At 70.7% G+C, this 23,407-nt stretch carries 18 protein-coding genes; 8 read left to right on the forward strand and 10 right to left on the reverse strand.

Annotation, left to right across the window (positions count from 1 at the left end; translation table 11 throughout):
• Positions 1-70: 70 nt before the first annotated feature.
• The 3 genes from OIC96_RS18440 to OIC96_RS18450 form a co-directional block, all read right to left on the reverse strand.
• A complete protein-coding gene (locus OIC96_RS18440) occupies positions 71-1,693 on the reverse strand; it encodes a serine/threonine-protein kinase (RefSeq protein ID WP_330310251.1) in 1,623 nt (540 codons plus the stop codon).
• A gap of 177 nt (positions 1,694-1,870) precedes the next feature.
• Positions 1,871-4,729 (reverse strand): protein kinase, encoded by a 2,859-nt coding sequence (locus OIC96_RS18445; protein WP_330306772.1) that lies wholly within the window; start codon positions 4,727-4,729, stop codon positions 1,871-1,873.
• Between the two features lie 171 nt (positions 4,730-4,900).
• Entirely contained in the window at positions 4,901-7,156 is a 2,256-nt protein-coding gene (locus OIC96_RS18450) for a serine/threonine-protein kinase (protein ID WP_330310250.1), read from the reverse strand.
• A 149-nt stretch (positions 7,157-7,305) separates the two neighbouring features.
• Here OIC96_RS18450 and OIC96_RS18455 point away from each other — a divergent pair, with 149 nt between their 5' ends.
• Positions 7,306-8,415 (forward strand): serine hydrolase domain-containing protein, encoded by a 1,110-nt coding sequence (locus OIC96_RS18455; RefSeq protein ID WP_330310249.1) that lies wholly within the window; start codon positions 7,306-7,308, stop codon positions 8,413-8,415.
• A gap of 186 nt (positions 8,416-8,601) precedes the next feature.
• Here the strand turns inward: OIC96_RS18455 and OIC96_RS18460 are convergent, their stop codons facing one another.
• Positions 8,602-10,308 carry a glycerol-3-phosphate dehydrogenase/oxidase gene (locus OIC96_RS18460; protein WP_330306771.1) on the reverse strand — a complete coding sequence of 569 codons (1,707 nt, stop codon included), beginning with the start codon at positions 10,306-10,308 and terminating at the stop codon, positions 8,602-8,604.
• Positions 10,309-10,579: 271 nt separating this feature from the next.
• On the opposite strand from OIC96_RS18460, the gene OIC96_RS18465 reads away from it, so the two are divergent.
• The 3 genes from OIC96_RS18465 (at position 10,580) to OIC96_RS18475 (ending at position 12,814) form a co-directional block, all read left to right on the forward strand.
• Positions 10,580-11,788: a nucleotide sugar dehydrogenase gene (locus OIC96_RS18465; protein ID WP_330306770.1), complete on the forward strand. Its 1,209-nt coding sequence runs from the start codon at positions 10,580-10,582 to the stop codon at positions 11,786-11,788.
• A 154-nt stretch (positions 11,789-11,942) separates the two neighbouring features.
• Positions 11,943-12,545 carry a hypothetical protein gene (locus OIC96_RS18470; protein WP_330306769.1) on the forward strand — a complete coding sequence of 201 codons (603 nt, stop codon included), beginning with the start codon at positions 11,943-11,945 and terminating at the stop codon, positions 12,543-12,545.
• Between the two features lie 2 nt (positions 12,546-12,547).
• Entirely contained in the window at positions 12,548-12,814 is a 267-nt protein-coding gene (locus OIC96_RS18475; RefSeq protein ID WP_330306768.1) for a hypothetical protein, read from the forward strand.
• Positions 12,815-12,888: 74 nt separating this feature from the next.
• Here OIC96_RS18475 and OIC96_RS18480 read toward each other — a convergent pair whose 3' ends face one another.
• The 4 genes from OIC96_RS18480 to OIC96_RS18495 all read right to left on the reverse strand — a co-directional run bounded on the left by OIC96_RS18480 (position 12,889) and on the right by OIC96_RS18495 (position 17,453).
• Positions 12,889-14,013, reverse strand: a complete 1,125-nt coding sequence (locus tag OIC96_RS18480; protein WP_330306767.1) for a GuaB3 family IMP dehydrogenase-related protein — start codon at positions 14,011-14,013, stop codon at positions 12,889-12,891.
• Positions 14,014-14,138: 125 nt separating this feature from the next.
• Positions 14,139-15,644 (reverse strand): IMP dehydrogenase, encoded by a 1,506-nt coding sequence (gene guaB / locus OIC96_RS18485; RefSeq protein WP_330306766.1) that lies wholly within the window; start codon positions 15,642-15,644, stop codon positions 14,139-14,141.
• A 353-nt stretch (positions 15,645-15,997) separates the two neighbouring features.
• Positions 15,998-16,573: a sigma-70 family RNA polymerase sigma factor gene (locus OIC96_RS18490; protein ID WP_327431061.1), complete on the reverse strand. Its 576-nt coding sequence runs from the start codon at positions 16,571-16,573 to the stop codon at positions 15,998-16,000.
• Between the two features lie 268 nt (positions 16,574-16,841).
• Positions 16,842-17,453: a response regulator transcription factor gene (locus OIC96_RS18495; protein WP_003948568.1), complete on the reverse strand. Its 612-nt coding sequence runs from the start codon at positions 17,451-17,453 to the stop codon at positions 16,842-16,844.
• 391 nt (positions 17,454-17,844) lie between these two features.
• On the opposite strand from OIC96_RS18495, the gene OIC96_RS18500 reads away from it, so the two are divergent.
• Positions 17,845-18,174 (forward strand): WhiB family transcriptional regulator, encoded by a 330-nt coding sequence (locus OIC96_RS18500; RefSeq protein ID WP_327431060.1) that lies wholly within the window; start codon positions 17,845-17,847, stop codon positions 18,172-18,174.
• A gap of 69 nt (positions 18,175-18,243) precedes the next feature.
• Here the strand turns inward: OIC96_RS18500 and OIC96_RS18505 are convergent, their stop codons facing one another.
• Positions 18,244-19,140: a LysR family transcriptional regulator gene (locus tag OIC96_RS18505; RefSeq protein ID WP_330306765.1), complete on the reverse strand. Its 897-nt coding sequence runs from the start codon at positions 19,138-19,140 to the stop codon at positions 18,244-18,246.
• An 80-nt stretch (positions 19,141-19,220) separates the two neighbouring features.
• On the opposite strand from OIC96_RS18505, the gene OIC96_RS18510 reads away from it, so the two are divergent.
• The 3 genes from OIC96_RS18510 to OIC96_RS18520 all read left to right on the forward strand — a co-directional run bounded on the left by OIC96_RS18510 (position 19,221) and on the right by OIC96_RS18520 (position 21,576).
• Positions 19,221-19,889: an MOSC domain-containing protein gene (locus OIC96_RS18510; protein WP_330306764.1), complete on the forward strand. Its 669-nt coding sequence runs from the start codon at positions 19,221-19,223 to the stop codon at positions 19,887-19,889.
• Between the two features lie 97 nt (positions 19,890-19,986).
• Positions 19,987-20,760: an SDR family NAD(P)-dependent oxidoreductase gene (locus tag OIC96_RS18515; protein WP_330306763.1), complete on the forward strand. Its 774-nt coding sequence runs from the start codon at positions 19,987-19,989 to the stop codon at positions 20,758-20,760.
• A 108-nt stretch (positions 20,761-20,868) separates the two neighbouring features.
• Complete coding sequence (locus OIC96_RS18520) at positions 20,869-21,576, forward strand: ester cyclase (protein WP_330306762.1); 708 nt, start codon at positions 20,869-20,871, stop codon at positions 21,574-21,576.
• Positions 21,577-21,706: 130 nt separating this feature from the next.
• Here the strand turns inward: OIC96_RS18520 and groL are convergent, their stop codons facing one another.
• Positions 21,707-23,335: a chaperonin GroEL gene (gene groL / locus OIC96_RS18525; RefSeq protein WP_327431055.1), complete on the reverse strand. Its 1,629-nt coding sequence runs from the start codon at positions 23,333-23,335 to the stop codon at positions 21,707-21,709.
• Between the last annotated feature and the right edge of the window lie 72 nt (positions 23,336-23,407).

The following is a 23,407-nucleotide window of genomic DNA, read 5'->3' on the forward strand; positions in this document are numbered from 1 at the left end:
TCATGCCGCACCGGACGAGGACCCTCCGGACGGCAACCGGCCTAGTTGGGGGCTTCGGGCGACAGGGCTGCTAGGAGGCCTGGGGGCGCCAGCCGCGCAGTATCGCGTCGAACTGCTGACGGGCTGTGTCCCAGTCCGCCGCCGGCGCCGACATGTAGATCGCGTACTCGACACCGTCCCGCGCGAGATACGTCTGCTCGATGGCCCGGCGCGGCCCCGGGAACGGCGTCTGCTTCGGCAGCGCTGTCCAGGTGAAGTCCCAGAGCGAACCGTGGCAGTCCCGGAAGGTGTTGGCCTGGAGACTCACCCGGTGGTACTCGCTCAGCTTCGTCAACTGCTGCTCCAGGTCCAGCTGGTGCATGTACGGGTTGTCGAAGTCGGGCGAGTCGTCCACGGCGATGCGGACGAAGTGCTCGCCGCCGTCGGGCGTGTAGTCGACCTGGGTGCCGTTGGCCTGCCGCTCCCAGCCCTTGGGCAGAGCGAGGCTGAAGCCCTCGACGTCGTGGACCCGGTGCCAGTTGTCGGGGACGGCACCGGCGGGCGTCTGCGTCGCGCTCTTCCCACCCGTCCCGCCCGTCCCACCCGGGCTGCTCTTTCCGCCCACGGTGCTGGTCGACGCGGTGTTGTCCTTGCGCCACTCGTCCGCGTACCGCATGGCCGCGGCGCTGCCACCGCCGACGAGCGCGGCCATGACGATCACGAGGACGGCCGTGCGGCCCCGACGCCGCTTTCTCGGCGGGACGGAGGCGGGCGCGGGCAGCGGCTGGTGCAGGGTCACGACCGGGGTGGCCTGGGGCGGGCGTACGGAGCTGGTCGCCGCGTCGCCTCCGCCGCCCTCCATGTGCTCCGTCGGCACATACGCCTGCGCGGCATTGGGCCGTCGCCCCTCCGCAGCCTCGGCGAGCATCTGCTCGGCCTCCGACGCGCTGGGGCGCTGGGCGGGATCCTTGCGCAGCAGCGCGGTGATGACGGGCTCCAGCGGGCCGGCCTGGAGCGGCGGCGCGGGCTCCTCGTCGACCACGGCCTGCATGGTGGTCAGCGGCGAGGTGCGCCGGAACGGCGACCGCCCCTCCACCGCCGTGTACAGCGTGGCGCCGAGGGCCCACAGGTCGGAGGCGGGCCCGGGGTCGTGGCCGCGTACCCGCTCGGGCGCCAGATAGTCGACCGAGCCGACGATCTCGCCGGTGCGCGTGATCGTCGTATCGCCCTCGACCTGCGCGATCCCGAAGTCGGTGAGCAGCACGCGCCGGTCGGCGGAGAGGAGTACGTTCCCGGGCTTCACGTCACGGTGCAGGACGCCGGCGGCGTGCGCGGCCCGCAGCGCGCGCAGCACCCACAGCCCGATCCGCGCCGCCTCGACCGGTTCAATACGCTCCCGCTCCTTGACCTCGTCGGCCAGCGAGTTGCCCTCGACCAGCTCCATGACGATCCACGGCCGGTTGTCGTGCTCCAGGACGTCGTGCACGGTGACGACGGCCTCGTGGTTGATCCGGGCGGCGGCACGCGCCTCGGCGTGGGTACGCGCGAGCAGCCGGGCCAGGTCGCTCTCGGCGACGTACAGCGCCGCGGTCAGCTCCTTGACCGCGACCGCGCGGTGCAGCACCTCGTCGTGAGCGCGCCACACCCGGCCCATGCCACCGCTGCCGATGATGTCGACAAGCCGGTAGCGGCCCGCGAGGAGCAGGCCCTGCATCTGATTCACGTTTCCCCGCAATGTTCTTGACAGGGGTCAGACTAAGGAGCGCCGCCCCGCACAGGGAACCGGCGCGGTCGTACGGAGACCGCACTGTGACGGTTCTCCCTTCCGGGTACGGGAGGGAACCGTTCGGCGTTCAGGGCCACATGGGCCGGGTGAGGGGCTGAGGCCGGTTCAGCCGGTGACCTGATACGTCGCCGACGCCTGCTCGTACAGCCGTGTCACCTCGTCCCGTTCGGCCTCCGGGCCGCGCACCTGCACCACGTGGTAGCGCCCGCCGACGACGATCGCGAGGTTGCGCACATAGAGCGAGCGTCCCGCGGAGTCCTGCCAGGTGAACTGCCCCTCGGCCATGGTCCGTCCGCCCACCTCGATCCGCCGCATCCCGCTGGACGTGGCCCAGGTCGAGTCCCGGAACGGCTGCAGTTCCTTCTCGCTCTCCCGCTGGTACGTCATCGGGTCGCTGCCGTACGTCGACGTGCTGTCCCGGCCGGGTACGACGATGAGCTCGAAGTCCCCGTGGGAGTACACGACCTGGCCGCTGCCGTTCTTCGGCGTACGGTCCCAGCCGTCGGCCACCGCGACACTGAAGCCCTCGGCGTCCTTGCGGAGCTTGAACCCCTGGGCGACATCGGGGTCGCCGGTCTGCGACTTCGTCGAACTGGACGACCCTGAGGGGCTCTTGTCCGTGCCGGGCGAGGTCTGGTCCGGCCGCGGCTCACTGCTCGCCCTGCCGTCCCCGCTGGTGTCGGGGGCGGGGCTGACACCTCCGGCGGCGCCCGTCCGCTCTCCGTCCGTAACGCTGCCACTGCCGCTGCTCGACTCGGCCTTCGGCATGAAGACCATGGCGTACGTGATCGCCGCGGCCAGCAGGAGCAGGACGAGCAGGAGCAGATTCCGGCCCAGACGGCGGGGCTTGGCCGATCTCGTCGCCTTGGCCTGCCTGGCCGGCCTGTCCTGCTTGGCGCGCTTGTGGCGGGCGTGCGGGCTGGTCGCGGGCAGCCCGGCGCGGCGCCTGCGGACGAGCTCGCCCCGGCGCCGTACGATCGGCAGCCGGCTCGGGTCGACGGGGGGCGCGGCGACGACATGCGCGCCCGCCTCGGGCTCCGGCGCGGACCGTACGAGGGAACGCAGCCAGCCGCGCAACTCCTCGAAGTCGAGCCGCTCGGTGGGGTCCTGGCGCAGCAGCGACTCCACGACGGGCCGCAGCGGCCCGCACTCCTCGGCGAACGCGGGCGGCTCCGCGCACACCAGCTGCACCAGCTCGGCGGTGTTCTCCTCCGGATAGGGCGCGTGCCCCTGCACGGCCCGGAAGAGCAGCGCCCCCAGCGCCCACAGATCGGTCCGGGGCCCGATCGGCGCCGCCAGCTGCCAGTTCTCGTGCACCGGCCCGGCCTGCTCCGGCGCCCACCGCTCGGTCACCGGCCCCACCACAGCCATCCGCGCCTGCCGGGCCCGCTCCGCGGCGAGCGCGGTGCTGGGCCCCCGGCTCGGCGGCGCGCTGGCGACGAGCTCGTCCCAACGACCGCCCTGGCCCTGGGCGTTGTGAGCGGTCTGGGGAGCTGGGTGGGTTTGAGGCGTTTGGGGGTGGTGGGAAGCTCGGGTGTAGTCGGGCTCTCGGGTGTAGTCGGACTCCCGGCTGTTGTCGGGTGTGCGGGCGGGAGCCTGGGAGCCAGGTCCGCCACCACGCCCGGCGGGGGAGGACTGCTGCCCGGGCGCGAGCGCGGGAGTGCCGTACCCCGCGGCCGCCGCGCCGTTCGCGCCTCCGGGAAGCGCCGCGCGCCCCTGGCCGTTGCCACCGCCGGCGGTGCCGGTACGCGGCTGGGCGCCATGCCAGGTGGTACCGCCCCCCACTCCGTACGGGTCGGCTATCTGGCCGGGGGGTGCCGAGGCGGCGGACTGTCCGGCCGTCCCGGCCTGTTCGGACGGTGTCGAGGGCCGGGGCGCGGGCAGCGCCACCTGGTTGCCCCGTTGTTCTTCCTGCACGCGGGCGGCGGCACGCGCCCCGGCGCGGTACGCGGCGATGGCTCCGGCGCGCGCCGCGCGAATGTCGGCCTCGGCACCCCCCGCGCCCCCTGCCCCGCCCGCTTCGAGCGCACGCCGGCCCGCACCGGGCGCACCCCCCGCGGGCGTACCCGCTACGGGCGTCCCCTGCTCCGCCCGAGCCTCGATCGCGGCCCGCCGCGCGGCTTCGGGGTCGCCGCCGGGCGAACCTCCGCCACCGAACCCGACCCCACCCGGACCACGTACACCGGCACCGCTGGATCCGCCGAGCGCACCAGGCACAGCCCCACCGGTGCCGGCGCCGGCACCGCGCTGGGCACCGCCCACGCCGGGCGAACCGCCGTTCCCCGCCCGCCCGGTGTGTCCACCGGAACCGGGACCGGCCCCGGAACCGGGCTCAGCCTCCACGTCCTCCCGGACCGGCACCGGGTCGTACCCGCACAGCGCCTCTTCCGCGGCCCCCGCCGCCAGGCCGGTCAGCATGACGCGGCCGTCGTCGCAGACGAGCACGGTGCGCGCGGTGATGTTCCGGTGCACCCAGCCGTGTGCGTGCAGCACTCGCAGCGCGGTGAGGACGTCGGAGGCGACCTCGGCGGCCCGATAGGGGCTCAGCGGCTTCTCGGCGAGCAGCGCGGCCAGCGGCCTCGCGGGCACCAACTCGCTCACTATCCACAGCGACCCGCCCTCGGCGAACACGTCGAAGACCTGGTCGAGCCGGGGGTGGTCGGGGATCTGCGCGGCGGCCTGAGCGGCCTCGATCGCCCGCCGCACGGCCGGTTCGGTGGGCCGTCGTGTGGTCCGCGCGGACGCCCGCCGTACCCCGCCGTCCCGTGGCACGAATCCCTCGGGCAGCCCGTCCGCGTCGAGCACCTCGGCCTCGACGACCTCCGGCAACGGCACCTGCCGTACCAGGACTTCCTGCCCGCTGTAGGTGTCGAAGGCCCGGGTCTCGGCGAGTTCATACTCGTCGGAGGGCGGTAGCGGCAGGCGGTAGCGGTCGGCGAGTACCCGTCCCGCATAGTCGTCCACGATGCCTCCCCCGGCCGACCGGTTGGTCAATTCCGTTCGCCTTGCGTCCCGTTACGGCTTCGTACGGTCCGCAACCACTCACGATACGTGCCGGAGGCAACCCGCAAAGTGCGGATTGCGAGATCTCACGGCCCCCATGCGTGGCGGAACGTCACATCGGCGAGCGGTACGTCACGACTTCGGCTGGAACGTCGTGGTGAATGTCTTCCATGTGTCCTTGCGCAGCTCGCTGTCCCACTTGGCCGCTTTCGCCGTGTACATCAGCGCGTATCCCTGATGGGAGTTGACGACGAACCCGCGGTCGATCGACCGGTACTTCGTGCCGCCGTCCGTGTAGGTGAACTCCCAGTCGGCCGTGTTCCAGTCGCGGTATTCCACCTTCTCTATGCGCACCCGCTTGTACTGCGAGCGCGTCATGTACCTCTCCTGGTTCTTCCAGTCCGCGACGGGGTCATCCTTGGGCGTCGTCGTCCAGCCGACCAGAAGCTTCTGCTCGTCGGGGCCGGTGAACCGGGCTCCCGCGCTGCCCGTGGACTCGTACTTCCACCCCTTCGGCAGCCCGATCGAGAAACCCTGCCCGCCCTTGTACGTCGTCACCGCGGTGGAGCCCGACGAGCCCGACTCCTTGCCGCCGCTGTCCGTCCCGCTCGACGCGCTCGCACTGGCGCTCGCGCCCGAGGTGGCGTTCGCGGTCTCCTCCGGGTCGGAACCCGCGGTGGAGCCCGTCTTGGCACCGCTGTCCGTGTGGTCGCCGCCGCTGCCGCCGCTGTCCTTGCCGCCGCTTCCCGCGGTCGCTCCACTGGAGGCGGCCGCCTTGGTGTCGCCGCTCTTGCTGCCCTTCGACCCGTCGTCGTCCCCGCCACCGAGCGTGAGCGCCAGCACGGTCCCGAGCACGGCCAGCACCACGACCAGCGCGATGATCACCAACGTCCGCTTCGGCACCACATCCGTCAACGGCGCCCGGGGCACCGGCCGCGGCGGCCGCTCCGGAGCCACCGGCCACCCGGATCCCGAGGCTCGCCCGGCCGACCCACCAGCATCCACGGAACCCGCGGCACCAGCAGCCCCCGCCGAACTGGAGTTCACCGACGTACTGTCACGAACCCCCGCCTTCCCGGAGGAAGCCGCACTCGCACCGCCACCCGCACCGGCACCCGTCCCGGCGGCAGCCGCACCAGCACCCGAAGCCTTCCGCAACCCGGGCGACACAGGCGGCGCGGACGGCGTGGGAGGCACCGGCGCCGAAGGCGACGCAGTCGTGGACACACCGGCACCGGCACCCGCACCCGCACCCGTGGAAGCCGCCCCGTCGCCCGCCGCCGACCCGGAACCCTCCGTGCCGACAGCCTTCGCGCGTGCCGTCGCCGCCGCGGTGGCCGCCGCCGTGGCAGCCCCGGCCGCCGATGCCGCCTTCCGCACGGAACGCAGCGCCCCGCGAAAACGATCCGCCGCCTCCTCGCCCCGCTTGGCCCCGGAGCCGCCCGAACTCCCCTTGCCCGGGCCCTCGTCGGGCACCGGCGGCAACGCCACGACCTTGGTCGCGTCCGCCGGCTCCGGCACCGTCTCCCGGGGCTCGGGCGCGTGCAGCACCTTGTTGAGCATCGCCCGGGCGCCCGCGTCGTCGAGCCGCTGCTCGGGGTCCTTGGCGAGCAGCCCGTAAATCACGTTCTCCAGCGGCCCCGCGTTCTTCGGCTGCTCCACCGGCTCAGTCATCACCGCGGTGAGCGTCGCGATCGCGGAACCCTTGTCGTACGGAGGCACGCCCTCCACCGACGCGTACAGCAGCCCGCCCAGCGACCACAGGTCGGCCGCGGGACCGGGCTTGTGCCCGCGCGCCCGCTCCGGCGAGATGTACGAGGGCGCGCCGACGAGCATGCCGGTCGAGGTGATGGACGGGTCGCCCTCGACCTGCGCGATACCGAAGTCGGTCAGCACCACGCGGCCGTCGTCGGACATCAGCACGTTGGACGGCTTCACGTCCCGGTGCAGGATGCCCTCACGGTGCGCCGAACGCAGCACGTCGAGTATCGCCAGGCCGACCTCGGCGGCGCGCCTCGGCGTGAGCAGGCCGTCCTCGCGGATGACCTCGGCGAGCGACTTGCCCTCGACGAGCTCCATCACGATCCACGGCCGGTTGTCCTCGTCGACCACGTCGAAGACCGTCACCGCGCCGTTGTTGCGGACCCGCGCGATCGCCTTGGCCTCGCGCAGCGTGCGCGTGATCAGCCGCCGCTTCTCGTCCTCGTCGATGCTCGACGGGAACCGCAGCTCCTTCACGGCGACCGTACGGCCCAGGGTCTCGTCCTTGGCCCGCCACACCGTGCCCATGCCGCCGCGGCCGAGAACATCCCCCAGCCGGTATCGCCCGGCGAGGAGACGTTCGCTCTTGTCCTGACGGGATGCTCCCGCCCGCTCCGCCTCCGACATGCGTCCCCTCATGCAACCCGCCCTGACAGAGCCTCCATTGTCCCTCACCCGACAAGTACTCAACGCCCAGGGGCCCCCTCATGCCCCGACCGCCCGGCGTCCACACAGCTACGTCCCACATGATGGACCGCGACAAGGAAGGACCGCCGATGCCTCCGACCAGGACACCTCGGACACTTCTGGCCATACCTGTGTCCCTGGCGCTGCTCGGCCTGGCCCCGAGCGGTCTTCTGGTCCTGACCCCGTCCCCCCTCACCTCCCCCGTCTCCGCGACCCCAACGGCCTCACCAGCCCTCACATCCCCGGCGACAGACGCCGCCCTCGCCCTCCTCGTCACCCGCGGCAAGGTCCCGGCCGCGGCCATGCTGGCACGTGACGACTCCGGCTCACGCTTCGCCCGCGCCGGATCCGGAATGGCGCGCTCCGACCACTTCCGCGCGGGCAGCATCACCAAGACGTTCATCGCGACGGTGGTCCTGCAACTCGCCGCCGAGCACCGGCTGTCCCTGTCCGACTCCGTGGACGATCACCTCCCCGGCCTGGTGCGCGGCGCGGGCAACGACGGCCGCCGGCTGACGTTGCGCGCCCTGCTCACCCACACCAGCGGCCTGTACGACTTCACCGCGGACACCAAGGGCCTGGTCCCCGTCACCCCGCTTCAGGCCATACGCATCGCGCTCACCCACCCCCCGGCCGACCGCGGCCGCTTCGCCTACTCCAACACCAACTACGTAGTGCTCGGCATGGTCGTCGAGCAGGTCACCGGCCACTCGTACGCCACCGAGGCCGAGCGCCGGATCATCACTCCTCTCCGTCTGACCGGCACCTCCTTCCCGGGTGCCCGCACCTCGCTGCCCTCGCCGCACGGTCGCTCGTACACCGCCGACGGGTCGGACGTCACGGAACTCGACCCGCGCGTGGCCGGCGCGGCGGGTGAGCTGGTCAGCACGCTCGCCGACCTCAACCGCTTCTACTCCGCCCTGCTGGGCGGCGACCTGCTGCCCTCGCACTGGCTGCGCGAGATGCTCAACACCCGTACCGCACAGGGCGAGTACGGCATGGCGCTGTTCCCCGTGAAGCTCCCGTGCGGGACCACGGTGTGGGGGCACAATGGCCGGATCTCCGGCAGCTACGTGCGCACCGCGGCCACCGTCGACGGTCGTCGTGTCCTCACCTTCCGGGTGAACACGGATGCGATGGCAGACCCCGACCTCGAACCCGCGCTGCTCGCCGCCGAGTTCTGCCCCCGCACCTCGTAGAACGTGCGGGTTCCGAACGAAGATCCCGGAACGCGACACTCGATCGGGTGACATCCCGCCGGGCGACCCGGCGAGGTGTGCCGACGCACCCTGTCGGCGCCTTCGCCGACAGGGCCCGCCGACAGAACCCGTCGGCGCACCTCGTCGGCGCACGCCATCCGGCCCGTGGCACCGCACCCCACGGATCTACAGCGGCACGATGTCCGGCGCTCCCAGCCGCGCCGCGTCCGCCGTCAGGTCGTCCGGCTGGCGCTGGGACTCCCGCTCGGCCTCGACCCGCTTCTCGTAGTGCTCCACCTCGCGCTCGATCTGGTCCTTGTCCCAGCCGAGGACCGGTGCCATCAGCTCGGCGGCGTCGCGGGCGCTGCGCGTGCCCCGGTCGAAGGTCTCGATCGAGATGCGGGTGCGCCGGGTCAGCACGTCGTCCAGGTGGCGGGCGCCCTCGTGCGAGGCGGCGTAGACGATCTCGGCCTTGAGGTAGTCGTCGGCGGCCGGCAGGGGCTCGCCCAGGGACGGGTTCTCGGTGATGAGGTCGAAGAGCTCCTCGGCGAGCGCCCCGTACCGGTTCAACAGGTGCTCCACGCGCACCACATGGATCCCGGTGCGCTGCGCGATCCGCGCTCGCGCGTTCCACAGCGCCCGGTATCCCTCGGCGCCCAGGAGCGGGATGTCCTCGGTGACGCACTCGGCGACCCGCTGGTCGAGGCCGTGCACCGCCTCGTCCACCGCGTCCTTGGCCATCACCCGGTACGTCGTGTACTTGCCGCCCGCCACGACCACGAGCCCCGGCACCGGATGGGCCACGGTGTGCTCGCGCGACAGCTTGCTGGTGGCGTCCGACTCGCCGGCGAGCAGCGGCCGCAGCCCCGCGTACACGCCCTGTACGTCGTCGCGGGTGAGCGGCACCGAGAGCACCGAGTTCACATGCTCCAGCAGATAGTCGATGTCCGCGCTGGACGCCGCCGGGTGGGCCTTGTCGAGGTCCCAGTCGGTGTCGGTGGTGCCGATGATCCAGTGGCGTCCCCACGGGATCACGAACAGCACGGACTTCTCGGTGCGCAGGATCAGACCTGTGGAGGAGTTGATCCGGTCCTTCGGTACGACCAGGTGGATGCCCTTGGACGCCCGTACGTGGAACTGCCCGCGCTCCCCCACCATCCCTTGGGTGTCGTCGGTCCACACGCCGGTGGCGTTGACGACCTGCTTGGCGTGGATCTCGTACTCCCCGCCGCCTTCGACATCCTGCACCCTGGCGCCGACAACGCGTTCGCCCTCGCGCAGGAATCCGGTCACGCGCGCGCGGTTGGCGACCTTCGCGCCGTACGCGGCCGCCGTGCGCACCAGGGTCGCCACATAACGGGCGTCGTCCATCTGCGCGTCGTAGTACTGCAAGGCGCCGACCAGCGCGTCCTTCTTCAACGCGGGGGCGACGCGCAGGGCATGGCCGCGGGTCAGGTGACGGTGTGTGGGCAGTCCGCGGCCGTGGCCGCTCGAAATCGACATGGCGTCGTAGAGGGCGACGCCCGAGCCCGCGTACAGCCGCTCCCAGCCCTTGTGCTGGAGCGGGTAGAGGAAGGGGACGGGCTTCACCAGGTGCGGTGCGAGCCGTTCGAGGAGCAGACCGCGTTCCTTAAGGGCCTCGCGCACCAGCGCGAAGTCGAGCATCTCCAGATAGCGCAGTCCTCCGTGGATCAGCTTGCTGGACCTGCTCGAAGTGCCCGACGCCCAGTCACGCGCCTCGACCAGGCCCGTGGACAGGCCGCGTGTCACGGCGTCGAGTGCGGTACCCGCGCCGACCACGCCCGCGCCGACGACCAGCACATCCAGCTCGCGCTCGGCCATTCCCGCCAATGACTCGGCGCGCTCCGCCGGCCCCAGTGTCGCTGTCCTCACCGCTGCCTCCCGCTATATGTCGCGCTGGCCGCACCTGTCGGGCGACGCCCGGCTCACATCCCCCATGCCCAAAGTCTGACCTCCTAGCCCGACATCGGCCACCGCCCGCCCGCAGCCTGTGGACAACTCTCGGCGACTCGCAAGGAATCACGGCCGAACAATCCCGCAAATCGGTCATATTTACTCCTAGTCTGACATTGCGCTCGCCCATCCTGTCCACAGGGCTTGCGCACCTGTCCCGCTTCGGTTACTGGGAAGGACGGCCCACGCCATGCCCGCAGATCTCGCCGTCATCGGACTCGGTCATCTCGGCCTGCCGCTGGCCCAGGCCGCCGTCGCCGCCGGCATCCCCACGCTCGGCTACAAAACAGGGCCGGAAGGCGGCTCCCTCACCCCCGCCGAACTGCGCCGGATGCTCTCGGGGGGCTTCCGGCCCGCCGGCAACCCGGCCGAGCTCGGCCGCGTACGCACCGCGGTCATCTGCGCACCGACCCCACGGGGCGCCGACGGCGACCTCGACCTCAGCCAGGTGGAGGCCGCCGCCCGCACCCTGGCCGCGCAGCTGCGCCCGCACACCACGGTGATCCTGGAATCACCCGTGCACCCCGGCACCACGGAGGAATTCCTCCGCCCGCTCCTCGAAGAGGGCTCCAGACTGCGCGCGGGGCGTGATTTCCACCTCGCGTACTCACCCAGTCGGGTAGACCCCGGCAACCGCGACTTCGGTCCCGCCAACACTCCGAAGGTCATCGGCGGTCTGACCCCCGCGTGCACCGAGTCGGCCGCCGCCTTCTACGGGCGCCTCACCGACAAGGTGGTACGCGCGCGTGGACCACGCGAAGCGGAAACCGTGCAGCTCCTGGAGACCAACTACCGGCATGTCAACATCGCCCTCGTCAACGAGATGGCCGTGCTCTGCCACGACCTGGGCGTCGACCTGTGGGACGTCATCCGCTGCGCCGAGACCAAGCCGTTCGGCTTCCAGGCGTTCCGGCCGGGCCCCGGTGTGGGCGGCCACGGCATCCCCCAGGACCTGACCGGCCACACGACCCGCTCACTCCGGATGGTCGAACTGGCTCAGCAGGTCAACAGCCACATGCCGCAGTACGTCATCCAGCGCGCCGCCACGCTTCTCAACGAGCACGGGAAATCGGCCCGCGCCGCGCGCGTGCTCCTCCTCGGCGTCACCTACAAGCCCGACCTCGCCGACCAGCAGGGCACCCCCGCCCACGAGATCGCGCTGCGCCTGATGGAACTCGGCGCGTCCGTCAGCTACCACGACCCGCACGTCCCTGCCTGGAGCGTTCTCGGGCGCCCCGTCCCGCGCGCGGACTCCCTCTACGAGGCCGCGGCCGACGCCGATCTCACGATCCTGCTCCAGCAGCACCGCACGTACGACCTGCAAGGACTGTCCGTGAAGGCCCAGCTGCTGCTGGACACCCGGGGGGCGACCCCGACCGGGGCGGCGCACCGGCTCTGACCTCCCCGAAATCTCCTCACGGGCTGTCACTCCGGCCTGCTAATGTGCGGCAGCTCTCGCACACAAGTGCGCCCGCGTCCCGGGCGCCCTCAGATGTGCGCTCACGTCCCTGGCGCACACCGCAAGTGCGCACACATTCCCTGGGGGGAACCATATGAGTCAGTCGACTCCGCCGCCGTCCGGTCCACCGGTCGACAACCCGTACGCGGGCCAGAACCCGTACGCCGGCCAGCCCGGCCAGCCGCCCGCCCCGGAGCAGGGTGCCGACCAGGCCGGCTTCCCGCAGCAGGGCGCCCCGCTGGGCACGCCCCAGCCCGGCTTCCCGATGGCCCCCGTCGCCCCGGCCGCTCCGGTGCGCAACAACCTGGGGCTCGGTCTCGCCGCCGCCGTCGGTGCCGCCCTGGTCGCGGCGGGCGTCTACGGCGCCATCATCGGCCTCACCAAGCACGAGATCGGCTGGGCCGCCGTCGGCGTCGGCTTCCTGATCGGCCTCGCCGCGGGCCGCTTCGGCGGCCGCAACCCGATCCTGCCGATCGTCAGCGTGGTGCTGTCCGCCGGCTCGGTCTACCTCGGCCAGCTGGTCGGCGAGGCCATGATCGGCTCCAAGGAGGTCGGCATCGGCTTCAACGAGCTGTTCTTCGACCACTTCGACGTGGTCCAGGAAGCCTGGAAGGCCGAGGCCGACCCGCTGACCTTCGTCTTCTTCGCGATCGCCGCGTACGTGGCCTTCTCGAGCGCCCGGAAGGCCGGGGCCTGACGTTGCCCGTCTTCCTGTTCCTCCTGCTCTTCGGCCTCTCGGCCGTCATGAGCGGAGGCTGGGTCGCCTTCGACATCCGGGGCTCGTCCGCGGCGCTGGAGGCCTACCAGGAGCGCAATCACGAACTGCGCACCACCGCGGTCGGCAACTTCACGCCGCCCGACAAGTGGATCACCGCCCTCGGTTACCGCGTACTCGGTGGCTCCATCGCTCTGGCCGGTGTGTTCCTGACACTCGTCGGCGTCGCCGAGCTGGTGTCGGGCGGCTGACCCGGCACCCGTCACGCGAAAGGGCCCGTCCACCACTCGGTGGACGGGCCCTTTCGCCGCGTACGGGCCGCGGGCTAGCGCTTGTGCTGGGAGTCCGCGACCGTCACCTCGACGCGCTGGAACTCCTTGAGCTCGCTGTAACCGGTCGTGGCCATGGCGCGGCGGAGGGCACCGAAGAAGTTCATGGAGCCGTCGGGGGTGTGCGAGGGGCCCGTGAGGACCTCCTCGATCGTGCCGACGGTGCCGAGGTCGACCTTCTTGCCTCGCGGCAGCTCCTCGTTGACCGCCTCCATGCCCCAGTGGTGGCCCTTGCCGGGCGCGTCCGTGGCACGGGCCAGCGGGGAGCCCATCATCACGGAGTCGGCACCGCAGGCGATGGCCTTGGGGAGGTCGCCGGACCAGCCGACGCCGCCGTCGGCGATCACGTGCACATACCGGCCGCCGGACTCGTCCATGTAGTCGCGGCGGGCCGCGGCCACGTCCGCGACGGCGGTTGCCATCGGGACCTGAATCCCCAGCACGTTGCGCGTGGTGTGCGCGGCGCCGCCGCCGAAGCCGACGAGGACACCGGCCGCGCCGGTGCGCATCAGGTGCAGGGCCGCGGTGTACGTGGCGCAGCCGCCGACGATCACCGGGACGTCCAGCTCGTAGATGAACTGCTTCAGGTTCAGCGGCTCGGAGGCGCCCGAGACATGCTCCGCGGACACCGTCGTACCGCGGATGACGAAGATGTCCACGCCCGCGTCCACGACGGCCTTGGAGAACTGCGCCGTGCGCTGCGGGGACAGGGCCGCGGCGGTGACGACGCCGGAGTCGCGCACCTCCTTGATGCGCTGCCCGATCAGCTCTTCCTTGATGGGAGCCGCGTAGATCTCCTGGAGGCGGCGGGTCGCGGCGTCCACGTCCAGCTCGGCGATCTCGTCGAGCAGCGGCTGCGGGTCCTCGTACCTCGTCCACAGGCCTTCGAGGTTGAGGACGCCCAGGCCGCCCAGCTCGCCGATGCGGATCGCGGTGGCCGGGGAGACGACCGAGTCCATCGGGGCGGCCAGAAACGGCAGCTCGAAGCGGTAGGCGTCGATCTGCCAGGCGATCGAGACCTCCTTCGGGTCTCGCGTACGGCGGCTCGGGACGACGGCGATGTCGTCGAAGGCATACGCCCGGCGGCCGCGCTTGCCGCGCCCGATCTCGATCTCAGTCACGTGTGTGGCCTTTCCCTCTTCGCTTCTGCGCTCCCAGTATCCCCGACGCCTACGACAAGGGCGGCCCCGGAACCTCCGGGACCGCCCTTGGACGTGCCCCACGCACGCGTGGAGCACGATTACGGCTAGTCGTTACGGCTGTAGTTCGGCGCCTCGACCGTCATCTGGATGTCGTGCGGGTGGCTCTCCTTGAGGCCCGCGGAGGTGATCCGCACGAAGCGGCCCTTGGACTCCATCTCATCGATCGTGGCGGCGCCCACGTAGCCCATGGTCTGGCGCAGACCGCCGACGAGCTGGTGCAGCACGTTGGCCAGCGGGCCGCGGTAGGGCACCTGGCCCTCGATGCCTTCGGGGACCAGCTTGTCGTCGGAGGCCACGTCGGCCTGGAAGTAGCGGTCCTTCGAGTACGACCGGCCCTGGCCGCGGGACTGCATGGCGCCGAGCGAGCCCATGCCGCGGTACGACTTGAACTGCTTGCCGTTGATGAAGAGCAGCTCTCCGGGCGACTCCTCACAGCCCGCGAGGAGGCTGCCCAGCATCACGGTGTCGGCACCGGCGGCCAGCGCCTTGCCGATGTCGCCGGAGTACTGCAGACCACCGTCACCGATCACCGGGACACCCGCGGCGCGGGCCGCGAGGCCGGCTTCGTAGATGGCGGTGACCTGCGGGACGCCGATGCCGGCGACGACACGGGTGGTACAGATCGAGCCGGGGCCCACGCCGACCTTGACGCCGTCGACACCGGCGTCGATCAGCGCCTGGGCGCCGTCACGCGTGGCGACATTGCCGCCGATCACGTCGACGCCCACGCTCGACTTGATCTTCGCCATCCAGTTGAGGGCGTTGCTGTTGTGCCCGTGCGAGGTGTCGACGATCAGGAAGTCCACACCGGCCTCGGCCAGCGCCTGGGCCCGCTCCAGCGCCTCGGGGCTGGCGCCGACGGCGGCACCCACCAGCAGGCGGCCCTCGGCGTCCTTCGCGGCGTTCGGGTACTTCTCGGCCTTCACGAAGTCCTTGACCGTGATGAGGCCCTTGAGGACACCCGCGTCGTCGACCAGCGGAAGCTTCTCGATCTTGTGGCGGCGCAGCAGCTGCATGGCGTCCGTGCCGGAGATGCCGACCTTGCCGGTGACCAGCGGCATCGGCGTCATGACCTCGCGGACCTGGCGCGAGCGGTCGGTCTCGAAGGCCATGTCGCGGTTGGTGACGATGCCCAGCAGCTTGCCGTTACCGTCGGTGACCGGGACGCCGCTGATGCGGAACTTCGCGCACAGCGCGTCCGCCTCGGCCAGCGTCGCGTCCGGGTGCACGGTGATCGGGTCGGTGACCATGCCGGACTCGGAGCGCTTCACCAGGTCGACCTGGTTGACCTGGTCCTCGATGGAAAGGTTGCGGTGCAGCACACCGACGCCGCCCTGCCGGGCCATGGCGATCGCCATGCGGGACTCGGTCACCTTGTCCATCGCGGCCGAGAGCAGCGGGATGTTCACACGGACGTTGCGGGAGATACGGGACGAGGTGTCGACCGCGTTGGGCAGCACTTCGGATGCGCCCGGCAGCAGCAGCACGTCGTCGTAGGTCAGCCCGAGTGTCGCGAATTTGGCGGGCACTCCGTCGACGTTGGCAGTCATGACACCTTCCCCAAATGGCCTTGATCGGTGCGGATGTCCATGCTAACGGGAAGCATGGCTCTCTCATTCCACGGTTGAGGGTGCGGTTGGGCTTCGTATGTTCGTACGGGGCTGGTGTCATCCCTGTTCAGCCGCTTGCCGGGGAGGCTCCGGGATGCCGTTGCGGCCGGAGAAGAGCGGAGAAGAGCGGAGAAGAAAAAGCCCCTGCGGGAATGCGTCTGCGGGCCGGTGGGGGCTGGTCGCGCAGTTCCCCGCGCCCCTAAAGGCAAGGCCGCGCCCCAGGTTCTTTTAGGGGCGCGGGGAACACAGGCACCCCGCCGAGCGACACCGTCGCCCCCCGACGGGCGAAATCCCTACTGTTCCGCCAGCGCCCGCAAGCGACTCAGCGCCCTGTGCTGTGCCACCCGTACGGCTCCTGGTGACATTCCCAACATCTGGCCCGTCTCCTCAGCCGTGAGGCCCACCGCGATGCGCAGCAGCAGCAGCTCGCGCTGGTTGTCGGGGAGGTTGGCCAGGAGTTTCTTGGCCCATTCGGCGTCGCTGCTGAGGAGGGCACGCTCCTCGGGGCCGAGTGAGTCGTCCGGGCGCTCGGGCATCTCGTCCGAGGGGACGGCCGTCGAGCCGGGGTGGCGCATCGCGGCGCGCTGCAGGTCGGCGACCTTGTGCGCGGCGATGGCGAAGACGAACGCCTCGAAGGGACGCCCGGTGTCCTTGTAGCGCGGCAGCGCCAGGAGCACCGCGACGCAGACCTCCTGCGCCAGGTCCTCCACGAAGTGCCGCGCGTCGCCCGGAAGTCGGGACAGACGGGTGCGGCAGTAGCGCAAAGCCAGCGGATGTACATGGGCGAGCAGGTCGTGTGTGGCCTGCTCGTCGCCGTCGACCGCGCGATGGACGAGCGCACCGATCACCGTCGTCCCGTCGTCGCGCATCGGTCCATGGTGCCTTGGCGTCGTCCGATCCGTGGCACCGCGTCCGTAGTTGTGCACCGAAGCGTTATGAGCAGGTGCGCCGGAACTCATCTCCTGCGCCCTCCCCTTCCGCTCGACCGACTCGTCCCCGAGAGACTCCACACCTCAAGGATGCGGCATCCGCCGGGAAACGGGCATCGGGCACCGAAGAGACTCGCCCTGAGGGCCCGGCCCCACCCGCCATGAGGCGGGCAGGGGCTACTACCGTCATACCCTCGAGGCGGCTCACCTAGCGAACCAGACCCCACCGGAAACCGAGCGCCACGGCGTGCGCGCGGTCCGAGGCACCGAGCTTCTTGAACAGCCGCCGGGCATGTGTCTTGACAGTGTCCTCGGAGAGGAACAGCTCACGGCCGATCTCCGCGTTGGAGCGGCCGTGGCTCATGCCTTCCAGCACCTGGATCTCACGCGCGGTGAGCGTGGGCGCGGCACCCATCTCGGCCGAGCGCAGTCTGCGCGGAGCGAGCCGCCAGGTGGGATCGGCGAGTGCCTGCGTCACGGTCGCCCGCAGCTCCGCGCGGGAGGCGTCCTTGTGCAGATAGCCGCGGGCACCGGCGGCGACGGCGAGCGCCACGCCGTCCAGGTCCTCGGCGACGGTGAGCATGATGATGCGCGCACCGGGGTCGGCGGACAGCAGCCGCCTGACTGTCTCCACGCCGCCCAGTCCGGGCATGCGTACGTCCATCAGAATCAGGTCCGAACGGTCGGCACCCCAGCGGCGGAGGACTTCCTCGCCGTTGGCTGCCGTCGTCACACGCTCGACGCCGGGCACGGTCGCGACCGCGCGGCGGAGCGCCTCTCGGGCAAGCGGGGAGTCGTCGCAGACGAGGACGGATGTCATGGCCGCCCTCCGCAGCTGATGCGCGTCACCTTGAGCCTCCAGGCTGGGTACGAATCGTCACCTGTGCGGTTGACACTCGCCGACGGATACTGCCGCCTGCCCGAGCGCTTGTTCCTTCAACCGCCTCCGCACTCTCAACGATGGTCACTCGAAAGAGTTACGGGGCAGTCAGTCATCTTCGGCACTCTACGTGAGGGTGCGGACACGGTGCAGACATGCACAACGGACCCTCAACGTTTCATCACAACCTATGCCCCATTTAGCCCGATTTCTTCCCCTTTGCTGGTGTCTGCGGCTAGATTCGCAATGAGTCATATTTTCATCTCCTTAGATCATAGATGTACGGTCGGTGGGCACAGAGCAGCCCAGAACGGCAACAAGGGGACACGCAATGGCAGATTTCTCCCGCCTTCCCGGTCCGAACGCGGACCTCTGGGACTGGCAGCTCCTCGCGGCCTGCCGCGGGGTCGACAGCTCGCTCTTCTTCCACCCGGAGGGCGAGCGTGGTGCGGCACGGAGCGCTCGTGAGAACTCGGCCAAAGAGGTCTGCATGAGATGCCCGGTACGCGCGGAGTGCGCGGCGCACGCGCTGGCGGTGCGTGAGCCGTACGGCGTGTGGGGCGGGCTGACCGAGGACGAGCGCGAAGAACTCATGGGCCGGGCGCGCAACCGGCTGGTCTCGGCGGCGGCCACCGGAAGCGGTCACGCTTCGAACAACTGAAGGAACGTTTCTGCACGGTGGGCACGCGCACACGTGCCCCAACTTTTCCCCGCCAGCGCCTTTTCCCCGCTACCGCGTCGCGGCCCGGGCCAGCCGGTCCAGCGTTGCCGCCACCGCCGGCACCTGGGCCAGATCCGGCAGCGTGAGCGCGACGATCTCCCGTCGCACCGGGGGCTCCACCGTCACCGTGCGCGCCCCCTTGGGACGTACGGACTCGATGGCGAGCTCCGGAAGGACGGCCACCCCCAGACCCGCGCCGACGAGGCCGACCACGGCCGGGTAGTCGTCGGTGGCGAAGTCGATACGGGGCTCGAAGCCCGCGTTGCGACAGACCTCGATCAGCTGTCCGCGGCAGCGCGGACACCCGGCGATCCACGGCTCTCCGGCGAACTCGCCGATCGCGACCGACCCCGCCCGGGCGAGGCGGTGCCCCTCGGGCACGAGCCCGACGAGCCGGTCCGTCAGCAGCGGCCGTACGACCAGGTCGTCCCACTCCTCGGCGCCGGCCGCCCCCTCGTACCGGAAGGCGAGCGCGATGTCGCAGTCGCCGGCCCGGAGCTTCTCGACGGACTCGGGCGGTTCGGCCTCCTCCAGGGAGACACGGGTGCCGGGGTGCGCGGCGCGCAGCGCGGCGAGGGCCGTGGGGACGAGCGTGGAGCTGCCGCTGGGGAAGGAGACGAGCCGGACCCGGCCCGCGCGCAGGCCCGCGATCGCGGCGACCTCCTCCTCGGCGGCCGTGAGCCCGGCGAGGATGCCCGCCGCGTGCCGGACCAGTGCCTCACCCGCCTGGGTCAGGCGCATCTCGCGCCCCGTGCGGATCAGCAGCGGTGTGCCGACGGACGACTCCAGTGCCTTCATCTGCTGGCTGACGGCGGGCTGGGTGCAGCCCAGCTCGCGCCCCGCCGCCGAGAAGGAGCCGGTGGTGGCGACGGCGCGCAGAACGCGGAGATGGCGGGCCTCGATCATGTGTCGAGCATAAGCGGGTCTTGGGGGTGGCGCCGAATATTGCGTCGACGCTTTGACCGCCGTCGCCTAGCGTTGTTGTCATGAAGCTTCTGTCGCTGAATCTGGGCCGTGCGCGGGCCGTCGAGTACACGGACCAGCCGGAGGGCGTGACCGGCATCGACAAGCAGCCGGTGGACGGGCCCGTCCGGGTGACCGCGCCCGGGCCCAAGGGGGTCGGCGCGAGCGGCCTCGCCGGGGACGCGGTGTGCGACATGCGGCATCACGGCGGGGACCACCAGGCCGTGTACGCGGTGGCGCGCGAGGACCTCGACGACTGGGAGCGCGAGCTCGGCCGCACGCTGCCGAACGGCGTGTTCGGCGAGAACCTCACGACGCAGGGGCTCGACGTGTCCGGCGCGCGGATCGGCGAGCGCTGGCGCGTCGGCTCCGAGGTCGTCCTGGAGGTCACCTGCGGGCGCATCCCCTGCCTCACCTTCCAGGGGCATGTCGGGGAGAAGGGCTGGGTGAAGCGCTTCACCCAGAAGGGCGCGCCCGGCGCGTATCTGCGGGTGGTCGAGCCCGGCGAGATCCGCTCCGGCGACCCGATCGAGATCGTGCACCGGCCCGGACACGACGTCACGGTCGCCCTCCAGTTCCGCGCCGTCACGACCGAACGGGAGCTGCTGCCAAGGCTGTTGGCGGCGGGCGAGGCGCTGCATCCGGAGTCGCTGGCGACGGCGGAGAAGTACGTGGCGAAGTACGCCGGCTAAGCCCCTGAAAACCATGGTGCGCGGAACTCGTGGAGCTTGGCCGGGCGTTGGGTGGCGGGGGGCGCCGGACGCCTGGCCAGGTCACTAACCTTGCGCCATGACAACGGCTCTGATTACGGGATCGACCGCGGGCATCGGCGCGGCCTTCGCGCGGCGTCTGGCGGCTGATGGGCACAACCTCGTCCTGGTGGCGCGCGATACGAAGCGGCTGCACGAGCAGGCCACCGAACTGCACGACCGGCACGGCATCGAGGCGGAGGTGCTGACGGCGGATCTGGCGACCGACGACGGCATCGAAGCGGTGGCCGGGCGACTGGGCGACCGCAAGAACCCCGTCGACCTGCTGGTCAACAACGCGGGCTTCGGCAACAAGGGCCGCTACCTCGACGTATCGATGGCCGACGAGCTGAAGATGCTCAAGGTGCACTGCGAGGCGGTGCTCCGGCTGACGTCGGCGGCGACCGAGTCGATGCGGGAGCGCGGCCGTGGCGGGGTCGTCAATGTCGCGTCGGTGGCCGCGTTCGTGCCGCGGGGTACGTACGGGGCGTCCAAGGCGTGGGTCGTGCAGTTCACGCAGGGCGCGGCCAGGGATCTGGCGGGCAGCGGCGTACGGCTGATGGCGCTGGCCCCCGGTTTCGTGCGCACCGAGTTCCACCAGCGGGCCGGGATGGGCACGGACAACATCCCGAACTGGATGTGGCTCGACGCGGACAAGCTGGTCGCGGCGGCGCTCGCGGATCTGGCCCGCGGCAAGTCGCTGTCGATCCCCGACCCGCGCTACAAGGCGCTGATGGGCGTGGTGAAGCTGGCCCCGCGGTCGCTGCTGGGCGGGATCACGTCGAAGACGGGGCGGAAGTACGGCCCTCAGTGACGGTGGACGTACGGCTCTGGGAAAGGGCCGCCGTTCAATAGGTGGTGTCGTCCCTCCGGTGGGAAAATGAGGGTGTTCAACCGGACCCAGGGGGCCGGAGGCGGCGCCATGACATTCGTACAGCTCATCGACTGCAAGACCAGCCGGTTCGACGAGATGAACCAGCTGATGGACACATGGGTCGAACAGACCAGGGGCAAGCGGACCGCGACGCACGATGTGATCGGCAAGGACCGGTCCGACGCGACCCACTACATAGAGATCGTGGAGTTCCCGTCGTACGAAGAGGCGATGCGGAACTCGAACCTTCCCGAGACGGCCAGGATCTTCCAGGAGATGGTGGCTCTCTGCGACGAGACGCCGACGTTCACGGACCTGGACGTGGTCCGGGACGAGCAGTTGTACTCGGCCAACATCCGCAAGTTCTTCGAGACGATAGCCGCCAAGGGCGAGCTGTCACCGCTCAACGACCTGATCGCGGAGAACTACCACGACCACGATCCCGCCAACGAGCAGGACACCATCGGGCTCGACGCGATACGGCGCGAGATCGGGATGTGGCGTGGCGCGTTCGACTTCACGTTCACCGTCGACGACCAGGTCACCGAGGCCGATCGCGTCTGCACGCGCTGGACCTGGAACGCCACCCACACGGGCGACTTCCGCGGGATCGCGGCGACCGGCAAGCAGGTCACCATGACCGGCACGACCATCTTCCGGTGCCAGGATGACGGCAAGATCGCCGAGGGGTGGTGGCAGTACGACCAGCTGGGGCTGATGGGCCAGCTCGGCGTTCTGGACCAGCTTGAACTCTGACGGCTTCCAGTGACTCCGCCGGACTCCAGAGACTCTGACGGACTCAGGCAACTCCGCAGCACGAAGGCCCGGCTCCCCCGCCAGGGGGACCGGGCCTTCGGTGTCGGCTACGAACCGTCAGCTACGAACCTCAGTGGGAGTGGCCGTGACCGTGGCCGTGACCGGCCTCGGCCTCTTCCTCGGCCGGCTTCTCGACGACCAGGGTCTCGGTCGTGAGGAGCAGGGAGGCGATGGAGGCGGCGTTCTCCAGGGCGGAGCGGGTGACCTTGACCGGGTCGATGACGCCGGCCTTGACCAGGTCGCCGTACTCGCCGGTGGCGGCGTTGAAGCCCTGGCCCTTGTCGAGCTCGGCGACCTTGGAGGTGATGACGTAACCCTCCAGGCCGGCGTTCTCGGCGATCCAGCGCAGCGGCTCGACGGCGGCCTTGCGGACCACCGCGACACCCGTGGCCTCGTCGCCGGTCTTGCCGAGGTTGCCCTCGAGGACCTTGACGGCGTGGACGAGCGCGGAGCCACCACCGGAGACGATGCCCTCCTCGACCGCGGCGCGGGTCGCGGAGATGGCGTCCTCCAGACGGTGCTTCTTCTCCTTGAGCTCCACCTCGGTGGCGGCGCCGACCTTGATCACGCACACGCCGCCGGCCAGCTTCGCGAGGCGCTCCTGGAGCTTCTCGCGGTCCCAGTCGGAGTCGGTGTTCTCGATCTCGGCCTTGATCTGGTTGACGCGGCCCAGGACGGCCTCGTGGTCGCCGCCACCGTCGACGACCGTGGTGTCGTCCTTGGTGACGGTCACGCGGCGGGCGGTGCCCAGCACGTCCAGGCCGACCTGGTCGAGCTTGAGGCCGACCTCCTCGGCGATGACCTGACCGCCGGTGAGGGTGGCGAGGTCGCCCAGCATCGCCTTGCGGCGGTCACCGAAGCCGGGGGCCTTCACAGCGACGGCGTTGAACGTGCCGCGGATCTTGTTCACGACCAGGGTCGACAGGGCCTCGCCCTCGACGTCCTCGGCGATGATCAGCAGCGGCTTGGAGGCGTTGGACTGGATGACCTTCTCCAGCAGCGGCAGCAGGTCCTGGATGGAGCTGATCTTGCCCTGGTGGATGAGGATGTACGGGTCGTCGAGGACGGCCTCCATACGCTCCTGGTCGGAGACCATGTACGGCGACAGGTAGCCCTTGTCGAAGGCCATGCCCTCGGTGAAGTCCAGCTCCAGACCGAAGGTGTTGGACTCCTCGACGGTGATGACACCGTCCTTGCCGACCTTGTCCATCGCCTCGGCGATGAGCTCGCCGACCTGCGGGTCCTGGGCGGACAGACCGGCGACGGCGGCGATGTCGGACTTCTCGTCGATCGGACGGGCGGTCGCGAGGAGCTCGTCCGACACGGCCTTGACGGCGGCGTCGATGCCCTTCTTCAGGGCGGCCGGGGAGGCACCCGCGGCAACGTTCCGCAGGCCCTCGCGCACCAGCGCCTGGGCGAGCACGGTGGCGGTGGTCGTACCGTCACCCGCGATGTCGTTGGTCTTGGTCGCCACCTCCTTCACCAGCTGGGCGCCGAGGTTCTCGTACGGGTCGTCGAGCTCGACCTCGCGGGCGATGGTGACGCCGTCGTTGGTGATGGTGGGGGCGCCGAACTTCTTGTCGATGACGACGTTGCGGCCCTTGGGGCCGATCGTCACCTTGACCGTGTCGGCAAGCTTGTTGACGCCGCGCTCAAGGGCGCGACGGGCGTCCTCGTCGAACTTCAGGATCTTCGCCATGGGAGCGATTCAGCCCTCTCGGAAATCTTTGGGAGAACGAACTGCGCCCCCAGCACCCGGCTTGTTAAAGGA

The sequence above is a fragment of the Streptomyces sp. NBC_00775 genome, from assembly GCF_036347135.1.
GTDB lineage: Bacteria > Actinomycetota > Actinomycetes > Streptomycetales > Streptomycetaceae > Streptomyces > Streptomyces lutosisoli.